General features: G+C 55.1%; 12 protein-coding genes. 3 read left to right on the top strand and 9 right to left on the bottom strand.

The features are described from left to right. Positions 1 to 11: 11 nt before the first annotated feature. Positions 12 to 3,878 carry a phosphoribosylformylglycinamidine synthase gene (gene purL / locus ACQCLF_RS13715; protein WP_426988227.1) on the bottom strand — a complete coding sequence of 1,289 codons (3,867 nt, stop codon included), beginning with the start codon at positions 3,876 to 3,878 and terminating at the stop codon, positions 12 to 14. Between the two features lie 327 nt (positions 3,879 to 4,205). On the opposite strand from purL, the gene mltF reads away from it, so the two are divergent. Then, entirely contained in the window at positions 4,206 to 5,693 is a 1,488-nt protein-coding gene (gene mltF, locus ACQCLF_RS13710) for a membrane-bound lytic murein transglycosylase MltF (protein ID WP_426988225.1), read from the top strand. Positions 5,694 to 5,720: 27 nt separating this feature from the next. Next, complete coding sequence (locus ACQCLF_RS13705) at positions 5,721 to 6,353, top strand: IMPACT family protein (RefSeq protein WP_426988223.1); 633 nt, start codon at positions 5,721 to 5,723, stop codon at positions 6,351 to 6,353. Positions 6,354 to 6,369: 16 nt separating this feature from the next. Here the strand turns inward: ACQCLF_RS13705 and traF are convergent, their stop codons facing one another. From traF to ACQCLF_RS13690, 3 genes are all read right to left on the bottom strand, one after another. Beyond that, complete coding sequence (traF, locus tag ACQCLF_RS13700) at positions 6,370 to 7,812, bottom strand: conjugal transfer protein TraF (RefSeq protein ID WP_426988221.1); 1,443 nt, start codon at positions 7,810 to 7,812, stop codon at positions 6,370 to 6,372. 103 nt (positions 7,813 to 7,915) lie between these two features. After that, complete coding sequence (locus ACQCLF_RS13695; RefSeq protein WP_426988219.1) at positions 7,916 to 8,386, bottom strand: DUF6491 family protein; 471 nt, start codon at positions 8,384 to 8,386, stop codon at positions 7,916 to 7,918. A 73-nt stretch (positions 8,387 to 8,459) separates the two neighbouring features. Then, a complete protein-coding gene (locus tag ACQCLF_RS13690) occupies positions 8,460 to 9,536 on the bottom strand; it encodes an SGNH/GDSL hydrolase family protein (protein WP_426988217.1) in 1,077 nt (358 codons plus the stop codon). Between the two features lie 416 nt (positions 9,537 to 9,952). On the opposite strand from ACQCLF_RS13690, the gene ACQCLF_RS13685 reads away from it, so the two are divergent. After that, the gene (locus ACQCLF_RS13685) at positions 9,953 to 12,034 is read left to right on the top strand and encodes a TonB-dependent receptor plug domain-containing protein (RefSeq protein WP_426988215.1); all 2,082 of its coding nucleotides are present in this window, start codon (positions 9,953 to 9,955) and stop codon (positions 12,032 to 12,034) included. Positions 12,035 to 12,304: 270 nt separating this feature from the next. On the opposite strand, the gene ACQCLF_RS13680 is transcribed toward ACQCLF_RS13685, so the two are convergent. The 5 genes from ACQCLF_RS13680 to ACQCLF_RS13660 all read right to left on the bottom strand — a co-directional run bounded on the left by ACQCLF_RS13680 (position 12,305) and on the right by ACQCLF_RS13660 (position 15,064). Then, entirely contained in the window at positions 12,305 to 12,664 is a 360-nt protein-coding gene (locus ACQCLF_RS13680) for a hypothetical protein (protein WP_426988213.1), read from the bottom strand. 89 nt (positions 12,665 to 12,753) lie between these two features. After that, positions 12,754 to 13,149: a hypothetical protein gene (locus ACQCLF_RS13675; RefSeq protein WP_426988211.1), complete on the bottom strand. Its 396-nt coding sequence runs from the start codon at positions 13,147 to 13,149 to the stop codon at positions 12,754 to 12,756. Positions 13,150 to 13,244: 95 nt separating this feature from the next. Then, positions 13,245 to 13,928 carry a DUF4760 domain-containing protein gene (locus ACQCLF_RS13670; RefSeq protein WP_426988209.1) on the bottom strand — a complete coding sequence of 228 codons (684 nt, stop codon included), beginning with the start codon at positions 13,926 to 13,928 and terminating at the stop codon, positions 13,245 to 13,247. A gap of 90 nt (positions 13,929 to 14,018) precedes the next feature. Further along, positions 14,019 to 14,351 (bottom strand): hypothetical protein, encoded by a 333-nt coding sequence (locus ACQCLF_RS13665; protein WP_426988207.1) that lies wholly within the window; start codon positions 14,349 to 14,351, stop codon positions 14,019 to 14,021. Positions 14,352 to 14,437: 86 nt separating this feature from the next. Continuing rightward, positions 14,438 to 15,064, bottom strand: coding sequence for an FMN-binding negative transcriptional regulator (locus tag ACQCLF_RS13660; RefSeq protein ID WP_426988205.1), 627 nt, complete (start codon positions 15,062 to 15,064; stop codon positions 14,438 to 14,440). Positions 15,065 to 15,389: the final 325 nt, after the last annotated feature.

The raw sequence follows: 15,389 nt of genomic DNA, 5'->3' as shown, positions 1-15,389 counted from the left end.
TAAGGCATTCCTTAATCCACAAAAACCCGAGCATTGCGGAACAGCCGCAACCAGGGGCCATCTTCACCCCACTCTTCCGGGTGCCAGGAGTTAGTAACAGTTCGGAATACGCGTTCCGGGTGCGGCATCATAATGGTCGCCCGGCCGTCCTGGCTCGTTACCCCGGTAATTCCTCGGGGAGACCCGTTCGGGTTGGCCGGATAGCGCTCAGCCACTTGCAGCGTATTATCCAAATAACGCAGCGACACCAGCCCGCTGCCATCACAATCAGACAGCTGCTGATCGGAAAATTCAGCGCGGCCTTCCCCATGAGCCACGGCCACCGGTAAATGCGAACCGGCCATGCCACTGAGCAGAACCGAGGGAGACTGCTCGATACGTACCAGATTGACACGGGCTTCAAACTGCTCGGAGCGGTTGCGCACAAAATGCGGCCAGTGTTCAGTGCCTGGAATCAGCGATTTCAGGTTGGACATCATCTGGCAGCCATTACAGACGCCAAGGCTGAACGTGTCTGTACGCTCGAAGAACGCCGCGAACTGATCGCGCGCCATCGCATTGAACAGCACCGTTTTCGCCCACCCCTCGCCGGCACCGAGCACATCACCGTAGGAAAACCCACCACAGGCGACCAGGCCTTTGAATTCTTCCAACGAAAGACGCCCGGACAAAATATCGCTCATATGAACGTCCACGGCACGGAAGCCCGCGCGATCAAATGCGGCCGCCATTTCCACCTGGCCATTCACACCCTGCTCGCGCAGTACTGCCACTGCAGGCCGTACACCCGTCTGTATGTAGGGCGCCGCCACATCGTTCGACGGATCAAAACTCAGGTCGGCACTCAAACCCGGATCCTGCGTCAGCAACTGTTCGAACTCCTGCTGCGCACATTCGGGGTTGTCCCGCAGCGCCTGCATCCGGTAACTGGTTTCCGCCCAAAGCGTCTGCAGGATGGCTCGGGACTGGTCAAACAACAGCTGGTCATCCTGGCGAATACGCAGCCAATCGTCATCGTTGGTGGCGCCGATCACACACGCCGCCACACCAGTCTGTTCAAAGAGCGCCAGCACGGCATCGCGGTCGTCCCGGCGAACCTGAATCACAGCCCCCGGCTCTTCGCTAAAGAGGGTCGCCAGTGCATCGTCGCCCAGCCCCGACAGATCAATATCAACCCCACAGTGGCCCGCGAACATCATTTCCGCCAGGGTGACAAACAAACCGCCATCACTGCGGTCGTGGTAAGCCAGCAGCTGCGACTGGGCCAGCGTCGACTGAACCGCATTGAAAAACCCTTTGAGCTGCTCGGCGTTGTCCAGATCGGGAACCTTATCCCCCATCTGATTGTAGACTTGCGCCAGAATCGAGCCGCCCAGGCGGTTCTGACCATTGCCCAGGTCCAACAGGATCAGATCGTTCGCACCTTGATCCACACGCAGCTGAGGCGTCACGGTCAGCCGGACATCCTGCACCGGGGAGAACGCGGAAATCACCAGCGATAACGGCGCCGTCACCGCTTTTTCCTGCCCCTCCTCCTGCCACGCCGTGCGCATGGACATTGAGTCTTTACCCACGGGAATGGTCAGGCCCAGGGCCGGGCAAAGCTCCATACCCACGGTTTCCACCGTGCGGTACAGCTTTTCTTCTTCACCCCGGTGACCCGCCGCGCACATCCAGTTGGCGGAGAGCTTGATATCGGACAGTTTATCGATACGCGTGGCCGCGATGTTGGTGATGGCCTCGGCAATGGCCAGACGACCAGATGCCGGTGCATCCAGCAGAGCCAGCGGCGTGCGCTCGCCCATGCTCATGGCCTCACCCTTGTAGCTGTCATAGCTGACCGTGGTGACGGCACAATCGGCCACGGGCACCTGCCAGGGGCCGACCATTTGATCCCGGGCCACCATGCCGGTCACCGAGCGGTCACCAATCGTGATGAGAAAGCTCTTGCTGGCCACCGCCGGGTGTTTCAGTACGCGCTCGGCCGCATCGTTGATGTCCAGATCGGCGGTGGCAAAATCCTGTGTGGCCGCCTGATAGCGATCCGCACTGCGGTGCATTTTTGGCGGCTTGCCAAAGAGCACGGACATCGGCAGATCGACCGGCTTGGCATCGAAGTGGGTGTCATTAACCAACAAATGCTGCTCGCTGGTGGCTTCCCCCACTACCGCGTAAGGTGCCCGCTCGCGCTGACACATCGCCTCAAAACGAGCGAGATTTTCGGGCTGAATCGCCAGCACATAGCGCTCCTGGGATTCGTTACACCAAATCGCCAGAGGGCTCATTCCCGGCTCATCGTTCGGCACCTTGCGCAGATCGAAACGACCGCCGCAGCCACCGTCCTTCACCAATTCCGGGAAGGCGTTGGAGAGACCGCCAGCGCCAACGTCGTGAATAAACGCAATGGGATTGTCCGTGCCCATTTGCCAGCAGCGGTCAATGACTTCCTGACAACGCCGTTCGATCTCCGGGTTTTGCCGCTGCACCGAGGCAAAATCCAGATCTTCCGAGGAGCTTCCGGAATCCATAGAGGAGGCCGCACCGCCGCCAAGCCCGATCAACATGGCCGGGCCGCCTAATACAACCAGTTTGGCACCGGCATTGAACGGTGGCTTGTCCACATGCTCGGTTTTGATATTGCCGTACCCCCCGGCGAGCATGATCGGCTTGTGATAGCCGCGCCGCTCCCCGTCGAAGTCGTCTTCAAAGGTGCGGAAGTAGCCGCAAATGTTCGGACGACCGAATTCATTGTTGAACGCCGCGCCCCCGATCGGCCCTTCCAGCATGATATCCAGCGGGCTGGCGATCCGGCCCGGGCGACCGTAGCTTTGCTCCCACGGCTGCTCGAAATCCGGAATCTGCAGGTTCGATACTGTGAAGCCACTCAGCCCCACTTTCGGCTTGGAGCCGCGGCCCACAGCGCCCTCGTCGCGAATTTCTCCACCGGCCCCCGTGCCCGCGCCCGGAAACGGAGCGATGGCTGTCGGGTGATTGTGGGTTTCGACCTTCATCAGCAGGTTAATCGCTTCCTGATGAAAGCTGTACGTCTGGGTTTCCGCATCGGGATAGAAGCGGCCAGCCTCCGGGCCTTCCACAACCGCAGCGTTGTCCGCGTAGGCCGACAGGACCTGCTCTCCCCCCTGCTGATACGTGTTCTTGATCATTTTGAACAGCGTCATCGGCTGATCTTCACCGTCCAGCGTCCAGGAGGCGTTGAAAATCTTGTGTCGGCAATGCTCGGAGTTTGCCTGGGCAAACATCATCAGCTCCACATCTACCGGGTTGCGCCCCAACCCCTGGAAGCTTTCCACCAGGTAATCAATTTCATCGTCGGCCAACGCCAGCCCGAGATCGCGATTCGCCGCCACCAGCGCTTCGCGTCCTCCGTTCAGCAAATCCACCTCGCCTTGCGGCGCCGGCTGCTGCTTTTGAAATAATTGTTCGGCCTGCTCCGGCTCATCCAACACCGTTTCTACCATGCGGTCGTGCAACTGCTCAGCGATGGCGCGGTGATCCTTTTCGCCAATATCACCGTTTATGTAAAACGCGGTGCCACGCTCGATACGCAACACCTGTGTGAGACCGCAGTTCCGGGCGATATCCGTCGCCTTGGACGCCCAGGGCGAAATGGTGCCAGGGCGAGGCACGACCAGAAACAGACGCCCTTCATGACTGGCACGGGTTTCTGGTGTGGGGCCATAGGTGAGTAGCTGTTCAAGAGTGGCCTGTTGCTCCCCGGAGAGCGGGCTTGCCAGATCGGCGAAATGCACGTATTCGGCGCTCAGGCCAGTAACAGCGGGCACCTGGCTTTGCAGGGCCGACAGAAGTTTTTCAGAGCGAAAGAGGGAAAGTGCGGGAGCGCCGCGCAGTATCAGCATGTCGATCAGGACCTCAGCGGTTCAGAGGGGGATTCAAGAGCGCGCAATTGTACTTGAATTCATGCCCAAAGGCAGCCGTTGGCGGGCACAGTTCTCGTTAAACGCTGATCGCGACGTTAAACGCGGCTGTGCCGGGATTTTGACGCAAAAGTCGACAAATCAGCATTTTTCGATTAAACTTTGTGCAAATTTGACAGGGCTTTACCGACAGTTTCCCTACAAAGCAACCTAGCAGTTCACAGCCACAAGCTATAGAATTGCGCAAATTTTGCACGGGCCAGATAGGATCTGGCACCCAATCCGTCACCATCGGAGGAGCGACCGTCAATGGATGTCCGCAAAACACTGCGCCCCATTTGGGCCGCGACACGACATGCAGTGAACCTGGCGATCATTGGCACCTGTGGCCTGTTGGTGGGCAGCAAACTGCCCACCACGCTGGAACGGGTTTACGCCCTTGGCGAGTTGCGCGTGGTGTCCCGCAACGGCCCCACGACCTACTACGAAGGCCCCTACGGCAAAACCGGTTTTGAATACCTGCTTCTGCAACAGTTTGCCAATGATTTGGGCGTGAAGCTGGTGCTGGAGGAAGAAGAAAACATTGAGCAAATGCTCGACAAAGTTCGTCGGGGCCGTACCCACTTTGCCGCGGCCGGGCTAAGCATTACCGAGCGCCGCCGCCAAAAGGTGCGCTTCAACCGTCCTTACATGACCATTCGTCCGCAGGTACTCTATAACAGTCGACAGCCCATGCCCAGAAGCATGGCGGACCTGGAGGGGAAGGACATACTGGTCATCGCCAATTCCTCCCACGCCGAACGCCTTAAATCCATCCAGGCCCATTATCCTGGACTGCGCTGGCACGAAGAAGCCAATCTGGAAATGATCGATTTGCTGGAGAAGGTGCACAGCGGTGAGGTGGATTATGCCATTGTCGACTCCAACGCCTATGATCTGAACCGGCACACCTTCCCGCGTGCCCGTGCGGCCTTTGATCTGGGGGCACCGCGTGAGCTGGCCTGGGCCTTCCCCAAAAGCCGGGATGAAACGCTGTACCGGGCCGCCCAACGTTATCTGAATCGCGCCGATCAGGATGGCACGCTAGCGGCCATTACCGAGCGCATCTACGACCATATTGACGAGGTCACCACCGGCGGCGCCCTGCTCTTCTCCTACCGTCTGGAAAAGCGCCTGCCTCAGTGGCAGAGTTTGCTGCAAAAAGCGGCCGACGAGTTTGAACTTGATTGGCAGCTACTGGCCGCCATTAGTTATCAGGAGAGCCACTGGAATCCGGATGCCCGTTCCAGCACGGGTGTGCGCGGCCTGATGATGCTGACATTGGCCGCCGCCAGCGATATGGGCATCGATAACCGGATTGATCCTGAGCAAAGTATTTACGGCGGCGCCAAGTATTACCGCAACCTCTATGACCGTTTGCCAGAACGTATTCAGGGCGAAGACCGCACCTGGCTGGCTCTGGCCGCGTACAACGTGGGCATGGGGCACCTGGAAGACGCCCGAAAGATTACCGAATCACTAGGGGGCAATCCAGACCTCTGGGAGGACGTGCGCGAACACTTGCCCTTGTTGGCCAAGCGTTCGTATTACAAGTACACCCGCTACGGCTACGCTCGCGGCTGGGAGCCGGTCACGTATGTGCGCAATATCCGCAACTTCTACAGCATTATTGCCTGGCATCAACAAAAAGAGGAGCAGCGTCGCGTCGCCGCTCAGGCATCCGAACCTGAGAGCCACGCGCTGAATACCCGAGCCAGCCATCAACGCCTGCTGACTGTGCCCCTCTCCGTCTTGTAGCCATGCCGCTCATTCTGTAAAAGCGACATGACAAGCTCTGAAACTACAACCCCGTACCGGGTGCTCGCCACGCCCTGCCAGTTTACGCTGGAAGAAAAGCGCAGCCTGTTTCACGCCTATCTGTATCCGGTTCAAACCCGGGAAGACGCGCTGAAGCGAGTCGAGCATCTGCGATCCTCACAGCCCGGCGCGTCTCACTACTGCTGGGCTTATATACTCGGCCCTGCCGATCAGCCGCGCAACCAGGCGTTCAGTGACGATGGAGAACCTTCCGGCACCGCCGGAAAGCCCATGTTGCACGTGCTGACTCAACGCGGTGCGGGTGATTGCGTGGCGATCATCGTGCGGATATTTGGAGGCGTCAAACTCGGTGCAGGCGGTTTAGTCAGGGCCTACGGCAGCGCGGTCTCCCAGGCGCTGGATCACGCCCAGTGGCGCGAGGTCACCCCGGTTCGTGAAGTCACCTTAGGGGTGGAGTTCGCGGATGAAGAGCGGGTGCGACATTGCCTGGAACAGGTCGAGGCGGTCATCCTGGAGGTGGAGTACGGCCAGCGAGTTCAACTCAGCGTCGCAACACCGCAAAATGCTCTCGCCACATTGAAAGAGCGCGTTCAGCATCTGACTCGCGGGCGGTTTGAGTGGCAAACGAAAAAGCCCTGACACGCTCGGCAGGCACTCAGAATGCCAACCCGGCTTGCAGCCCCAGACCCCATTCATCACCATTGGTGCTCCGGGCCACCCCGAGATCAACATGACCGTGATGCCCACCAATCCCCAGGCCCACCGAGGGCAACGTTTCCCCATCCACCGCGTTATACCGCAATCCAGCCCGTAAGGCGGTGTTGCGCCATAAAAACCACTCTGTGCCCAGGCTGACGTATTGCTTGTCAGGATCAAAACCCAGTGGTTCGTTACTGGTGAGGTCCATATCAAGACTGATGCGCACCGGGTCCGTGCGAAACCCCAGGCCCAGCCGTGCCACAGGCCGCTGTTTGATTTCTTCTCCGCGGACCGTATGGAAAGTACGCGGCACCACGTTACGCACGACCACGCCCCACTGCCAGGGCCCGGTCAGATTATGCATCACACCAATGTCGGCGTTGGCCCCCTTGGTCGTGCGGCGCACGGCCGCATCGCGATACGCTTCCAGGTCAAACGCCTCAACCCTTTGTTCAAAATGAATCGTAGTAAAGTCTACCTGCTTCAACGTCACGCCAAGCTGCACCGCCCCTCCCCCATGAAGCTCGAAGCGGCGGGCCACACTGACAGCCTGCTCTTCCACATCCGCTCCCTGCGTTTCAATCGTGGAGTAAAACTCTGTGGGCAAAGGTTCGCGGAGATAGTCCTCAAAATTTCGTCCCTCCAGGTTGCCACTGAGCGCGTCATCGTAGACGGCCGAAAAATCCATATATTCATCCAACAGCAACGCACGTCCCCAGAAGCGCCTCAACTGCGCCAACCAATCACTGGGGTCCACTGATTCACGGCTATCGGCCATTTGCTCCAGCACGAATGCCTCATCCAAAAAGTCAGCAAAACTCTCTACGGTATCAACCACTCGATCAATATTCTGATTATCTCTCTCGGCAACGCGGACAACACTTCCAAGAACCAAAAAACGACGGTGATATCCGCCCAGCGCCCACCGCCCGGACGAGTACCCGAATGATAAGCCATAAGAAGCGCTGGCCCTCAGAGGCCGGTCAGACAGACTGTTAATATCCGCTTGCACCTGCCGCACCCGTTCAACGGCGGTTCTCAGATCATCGGTCGTCGTGTAATCAATGGTTTCAAGATCAAGCCCTTCAGTGATCAATGCCTCGAGGTCCACATCCTCGTAGCGATCCGCGAAATCTTCCGCCGAGTCCAGGAAATTGTCGCGGTCAAGTAACCGTGCGCCGGCATAAGCGTGAACGTGAAAACGGGAAAACCGCTCAGGACGAGCATTGGCCAGTAAAGCGGGGTTAAACAAGCTGGCGTTATGAGCCCTGGCCGTCACCACTCCAGTGCCGGCCATCGCCATGGAGCGGGCATCAAACGATAGAAAGGAAATCGCATGTACCGGCATCACTACGCCCAACAGCGTTAAGCAGGCACCGCGAAGAAACAGGCGAATCATACCACCTCCATGAAAACCACCGCCGCCATCAACCAAGTGCTGTCATTCGATTAAGAAAACGCAAACCGCTGATTGGTGCGCTGGATTGTCCGTGTTCAATGTATCAATTCTGTTCGGCCGTTTCTTCCAACCGCTCCCGGTCCTGATGATACGCTTTGAGCGCCTGTTCGTGCGCCGCAAACGCCTCTTCTCGCGAATTAAACTCAAAAATCTGCCGAATGGTGCAGTGATCGCCGCCCGTATAAAGGCGATGCTGGCCCCCGCCGCACACTTCGTTGAAACGCTGCTCAAAGAGCGCCGCCGGTGAGACACCCAGCGCGTTGCAGCCCGGCAGCACTGTGGCCAGGTAGTAATGACGACGACCGTCAATGGAAATAACATCACGATCAAGCACACCGTAGCCACGAATGTCACTGTGCCGAATGCACGCTCTACCATTCTGTTCGCTGGTTTCCTGTAAAACGCTGTAGAAAGAGGGCCCTTCCTGAGTCGCGCAGCCCGCCAACGTGACCAGTGCCGCCATCAACGCTGTGCTTCGAGCGCGGGTGACGACCGGTGTAATCAAGATTCTCATACCACCTCCAGAGTTTCACTTTGCTCATCCTTGGAGCCTAGACGGTTTACGCCTAAAGCGCCAGCCATCGCTCTCACCAGCCCAGATCCTGCTGTAACCGCCGACTGAGTTTCTCTCCCATCCGCTGATGAGTATTTGTGTTGGGGTGATAGTCACAACCATAGCCGTCCGCCGCCTCAATGCCTCCTAAATCCAGAAAGTGTGTGCGATCACCCGTCAGTGAACGCAGCACGTTCACTTGGGCAGTGCGCGCTTCCCCGGCCATCATCGGACTGGCAATGAGGTACAGCGGAACGTCCGAATAATCCTTGCGAACCCGCTCAATCAGCCGCTTCATACCGGCGCGATAACCGGGCGCCTCGCCCGTCCAATAATCATTGGTTCCGAGCGTTATCACAATCACATCCGCTGGGTACGACGCAGGATTCCAAACCGGCGTCTCATCCAGCGCAACGACACGCGGATAACGGTCCGTCAAGGTCGGCTGCTCCGGCGCTTGCTCCCCGTAAGAGCGCCAGACGCCAATACCGGACCACGCAATTGCCTGGAAATCGGCATTGAGCGACGAGGCCGCCACAGCGGCATACGTGAGCAGCGGCGAGCTGGTTTGCTGCGAATACGGACAAGCCTCTGATTCTCCCTCTACACCGTAACCCGCCGTAATGGAATCGCCCAACACCAGCAGGTGCCGGTCTTGGCCCTCAGGAGCCAGAAGCAGGCGGCCATCGGTGATCGGGTCGGACACCAGCGTCGTGCGTCCTTCAAAGGATTCGCCCAGGCGGGTCAAGCGAACACGATGCGTGGCCTTGGGCAGACCATCCGCTAACGTATAGCGTTTACGGCCCGGCTCTACCCATAGCTCCGTTCCCACCTGATCGTCCACATTTACCTGAAAACGCACGCGTTGCTCGCTACGTATGTCAAGCGCCAAACGTGTGCCGCTAAAACGCATATCGATAGCCGAAGCCGGCCAGCTGAATACCGCCTCGCCCGGTTCAGATTGGTCAAAGCGTCCGATCAGGCGCACCCGTTCGCCGGTAAATTCTGTGGTTTCGACGCTTTGCGAGGGACTGGTGTCAGAGGAAGCGACACCACACGACACCAGTAACACAGTCAGCATTGGCGCGACGATGTATTGTAGCCGAGTCATTATTGGATTCATTGAATTCACCTTGTAAAACAGCACGCTCAAAGCGACGTCCCGCCAGACGACACAGAAATAGTTTGTTTGAAGCCATTTATTTAAACACCGCTAACCGCAGCGTTTGGGCAAACCAGATTTGACAACAACTCGGTTTAAATATCAATTTTGTTATGTTATAACGTAATACTTAAGATACTAATCATCAGCGGGAAAATTATATGGCGTGTCGACGGGCGGGAAACAAAGCTGTTCTTCAAATATCGTTAACCACTATCATTTCGCTAATGGCAAGCTATGCCGCTTCACAGGAGGACGTACCACCAACCTCCGATGAGACGGAGCCATCATCAGCGTCCCACAAGGTTGAGAGCATCCTGATAACGGGCTCAGGGGCGGGCCGGGACTCCGGCTCTATCGTTCTTGTGCAGACGTTGTCGGGAGATGAACTGGCGCACCGACGCCAAGGAACGATCGGAGAGACACTGGGAGGCCTTCCCGGCATCCATATGGACAATTTTGGCGGAGGCGTTTCCAGGCCGGTGATTCGTGGACAAACCATGCCGCGAATTGAAATTCTCTCGGATGGCGCCGCACTGTTCGACGCCTCCTCAGTGTCCCCTGACCACGCGGTGACCACTGATCCACTGCTGCTCGACGCCATTGAAGTGGTGCGCGGACCCATAGCGACTATTTACGGTGGCAATGCGATGAATGGCGCCGTCAATCTCATCGACGGCAAGATACCAAAAGCCTTGCCTGACGATGGATTGAGTGGCGCCGCTGAACTTCGCTATGGCACTGGTGACCAGGAAAAGTCATTGGCGGCGAGGTCGACAGTCGGTCTTGGTCAGTTTGCTTTTCACGCAGAAGGGTCCACTCGGGATGCGGGCAATTACAACGTACCGGGCGGATTCGGAAGCGGTGAGCTGGCCGATTCGTTCTCGGAAAGTTCATCCTACAGCCTCGGTACATCCTGGATTACGGACAAGGGTTATATCGGTACGGCCTACACGCGAATGGACAGCGAATATGGGCTTCCCGGTCATAGCCACCTGAACGGCGTTTGCCACACACACGGTCTCGACCTGCATTGCGAAGCGCACGGTGGGTTCGACGACCCGTTCGGCTCGCCCGACAGCCACACCGCCTATATCAAGCTGCACAGTGATCGTTTCGATGTTCGCGGCGACTACGACGATCTGCTACCGGGCATTTCCCACCTCCGTTTACGCGGATCCTACACGGACTATGCCCATGACGAAATTGACGGCGAGCTGCTGTTCACGCGCTACACCAACGAAGTCTGGGACGGACGGCTGGAGCTGACTCACAAGCCTCTCTGGGGCTTCACCGGCACCTTCGGTGTGCACTACACCGACGGGACGTTCAACGGCATTAATGTCGACGATCTGCATGTGCCGTTTCCCGACAACGCTTATGGTTGGGATGGTGTTCCTGATTACCTGACCGAGAATATGGGCGTCTTCCTGAGCGAACGCCGCTCTTTCGGGCCGGTCGATCTTGAACTGGCCGCCCGTAAGGATTGGCGAGAAATCGACGTCACTCCACCTCCCTTCCGGATCACGCTCTCCGACGAATCGGGTGATCGTTTTTATAGCGATTTCTACGGTCCCAATTGGCGCCAGGCGCTCGAAAGCGAATACACCGACAGTTTTCTCGAGAGAAACCCCGGTGCGAAACACCACCCGTTCTCGGCATCGTTGGGAGCCACCTGGAATGTCATGGGCGGTTACGCCGCCGCGTTATCGTTCGGCTATACCGAACGTGCGCCCAACGTCCGCGAACTCTACGCTCGTGGGAATAATCTCGCGACCAATAGCTACGAACTCGGACTTGCCGCCAGCAATCCGTTTCTCGAAGAAGAAGGTCTATCAGCCGATGATGTTCTGGAAACCAAAGAGTCGATCAACCTGACGTTCCGCAAGACCGGAGGCCCACTTGAATTCGAAGTCGGCTTCTTCTACCAGGATGTCGACGATTATGTTTTCGCGCGATTGATTGAGACCGAAACCGAAACGGGTGTCCCGCACCACTTCCTGGCTTACACGGCCGCCGATGCGCGCTTCGCCGGTATTGACGGGCAGGTAAGCTACCAATTCACACCCACCTCGCGCGTGACAGTGTTCGGCGATTATATCGACACCACACTAAAAAACGAAAACGACAACTTGCCGCGCATCCCACCGGAACGTCTTGGCGTGCGCTATGAAAGGAGCTGGGGGCCGCTCTCTGCGGATCTTGAATACTACCGTACCTTTGATCAGGACCGTGTCGCCTCGTATGAAACCGAGACAGCGGGGTATAATATGGTCAATGCCACGCTTTCCTATGCCATCAAACGGACGGAAAGGCCAGATCTCGAGTTTTATGCCCGAGGAACCAATCTCACCAATGAGTTGGCCTTCGCGCATACCTCTTTTGTTAAAGACCAATCACCACTTCGCGCCCGAAACCTGGTGCTAGGTATTCGAACAGCATTCTGAGCCTCTTTGTGGTAACGGCGCTCGGCCAAGCTAAAAAGCTTGGCCAGCGCTGTCTCCAACAGGGTTGCTACCCTTCAATGATCCCCCAAAAGCCAGAAGCAATGTCCTAGCCACATCCTGTATCTTCACTTCCTATAAGTGACTCAATTCAATAGCAATGCGATCATATTACCAATGAGCTTAACGCTCGGCCACGCAAGCGCCATCAATATTATTCACCCTCGGAGCTGTACTATGCTTAGCTACTTCTGTCGCGGTTCAAAGTTGACACTAGGTTTTCTTGCTGTCTTGGTGCCGGTATTGAAGCATTTTGAAGCATAAAAGACCTACAAAAAGAAAAATCCCCCCTGAAAGAAGGGAGTAGCTCATTAAAATTGCCGAAAACCATGCAGCTGAAAACAGTGCGCCAACTATTAATAAGCTTTGCAGCTCTTTGTAGTACCCGAATAGCGCGGCTAAACAAGATCCCAAAAGCATAGGCACCGACACCGCCAATGCTATAAATGCGACATAAAACTGCCAGCTAGATACGGGGCTCAAGATAAAACCGAGAGTGAACGTTATTTCAACCCCAAGCAAGGCGGCGGAAAGATAAAAAAGCGTTTTATAAAATGGCTCAAGTTCGAACATAGATGAAGTTCCAACGCCCCCAAAAGCAGGGGCATATTTTTGCGTTTTGAACGCAGCGAAACAAAAATATGTCCCGCTGCCTTGGATTGTTAGAAAATCCCTATTATCCACTTTCCCAGCCGGTAAACATCAAAAAACAGATACGAAATAAAAGCAACTATGACGATAGATGCCACCAAAGACAGCCAGTCAATTTCCTTCACCCTCTCCAAAAGCGTTTTCTTTGGTAGCGAATCCCCGTCAGCCGCAAGCGAACACATAGGTTCGTCTTTTCTTCCGTACCTATCGATTTCTTCATAGGTTGGACGATGAATTAGGTTGTCTAATCGTTCATTCTCCAATTTTAGCTTGTGAAGCTCTAAAATTAGCTTTCGGTTCTCCAAATTCGCTTTTCTAACGTTTTTCAGCTGAAGATAAAAAGCAACCACTCCCGTAATGGGCGCGGACAATGAGACAATTATTAGCCATATAAGCTCGACGGTCATTGCTACCTTCTAACGCCCTAATTTTCCGCACAGCAAGCGTTTTGAGGCCTGTTTTTCAAAGGCCGATGCTTGCTGTGTCGGTCAACATTGGTTTGTTAGTACCCATCTACCATCCTTTCGGATTTTCTGGGGTAAGGGTTTTTTATTTCAGCGTTTTCCAGTATTCGCCTCTCAAACGCCACATACGCTCCGACACTCTCTGATATGGGAAGCCCTTTAAGATTGGAGTAGACGGTATTCATGTGTTTTGTGTATACAATAAACGGCCAGACTCTTGCCCAAAAATGAACTCCGAATTGGCTCCCAAGATGTTCATTAACGATTTTGCTCGAGAAGTAGCCATTAGCAATATTGATTGATATGATTTCGAAATACGACGCCAAAGCTGAAAGCGAACCCCTCTCGTCGTCAGACAACGACTGGATCAGCGAGTCAAGCTTTTCTATCTCTAGGCGCATATCAGTTCGACTCAATCTTTTCTTGATGATATGACTACTTCCTTCTACTAATTTCCTTTCAGCAGAGGAAATGTGCTTTAGCTTCTCCCCAGCAAGTGGGTATTCCTTCGTAACAAACTCCACCGTTCTATTTTCTTTGCTTAAGCCTTGGGCGCTTTCAATATTCATGACCGCTACCCGAATTGCAATGAGAGCTGATGTCAAGATCGCCAGCGGCCCTAAGAAATGATTGTAGGGCTCGCCGCACCTCCAGGTTGCCCCAACAGCAGCTACCAGCAATAAACCTGTAACGAAAAGCCCTATATTAATAATCAACTTCATCAGCTGAATCACTCGAGAGTACTAACTACTAGCACAGCGGCGCGCGTTAGCGCGTACAGGGAGCCGAAGGCTGCGTAGTGCTGCGCCTAGTTATGAGTGGAAGGGGAGATCACCGAAGCCCCAGATCAATGTTCCGAGGATAATGGTAATGTGAGCAAAGCTCCTCCACCATTTCTTTTGCTTTGTTAAAAGTGTAGCGCTCCCGACTTCTATCAAGCCTACGGGGCCACCTTCTTCGTAATCGGTGTCTTTCTGACCTTTGGTTGAAATATTATATTCGAGCGCAGCGGCGCAAAGGGTGAGAACAGCGCCTGCCCTACCGAACAAAGCAATGTTATCGGTAAAACCCAGGAAGTCAGTAACCAGTGCCCCAATAGCAGCAACCCAAGCGGCGATAACAATATAGAACGACGTTTTCAACATTTCCTTCTCTCTTCATAACGCTGGGCTTTGCGACGGTTTTGGAGGAGGTCTCAGCGACGGAAAAACCGTCCGACAACAGAGCCTGGTTAGCTGATGAACTTAGCCATGGCACGGTTGTTTTCTCCTTCTCCAGCCTCAAGACCGACTTTGACACCGGCTCGATTTTTTTCTGGTTGGTTCTGACTAACCTTCAGCTTACCGGCCAAAGTTTCAATTTTTATCTCTACACCAACGATAGCCTTCACCAAACGTTCAGTGAACTCCATTGGCGCGTCATCCACAGACCAAGGATTGCTCATACTCGACTCATGTTGGTCTGTTAGTCGATGGAGATGATGTTTCAGCCAGGTCGAATCCTCGATAATCCGAGCACTCCCTTCTACATGGACAGCCAAGTAATTCCATGTTGGAACAACCCGGCCAGTTTCTGCCTTGGTTTCATACCACGAAGGTGAAACGTAGGCATCTGGCCCCTTAAAAACCGCCAGAACCCGAGCCCCATGCTGCAAACGCTGCCAGACCGGATTGCTTCGAGCCAGATGGCACTGAAGCTGCCCAAGAGTCCCGTCTTCCTCGAAACTCAGATGAAAGGGGACATGGTTCGCTTCAATTCCACCATCATCCGCCACTATTAGCAGACCAAAGCCGTAGTCACGAATATATTGCTGAAGCTTGCCTATGTCGTCTTCCTTGAAGTGGCTCGGCACGTACATTCTGTGGAACTCCTTAGTAGAGGGCTCGCCCAGCTAACAGCTGTATATCGAGCAGGCACGCTTTTTCGCCGAGGGAAAAGATTGGATAACGGAGTTAAGGTATTGAAATTCAAACATTTTTCGACGACTCTCCATTTCACCCTGAGTGTAAAAGCGTGCGCTACCTTGAGTTAAAGTGTGCCCTATTTTTTCCGGGATTTAAATATATGATATGGACTGGCTATTTTTTGACCAAAACGACGGAAGCGCTCCAAGGCACTTCCACAAAACGAAAATTAAAATTCCATTTAAAAACAATGGCATAGAGAACCTAAAGAAGCAGATT

Origin of the sequence: Marinimicrobium sp. ARAG 43.8, assembly GCF_050113635.1 — a bacterium.
Classification (GTDB): domain Bacteria; phylum Pseudomonadota; class Gammaproteobacteria; order Pseudomonadales; family Cellvibrionaceae; genus Marinimicrobium.
Note: the sequence above shows the minus strand (reverse complement) of the source record. Positions and strands in the feature narration are given on the sequence as shown.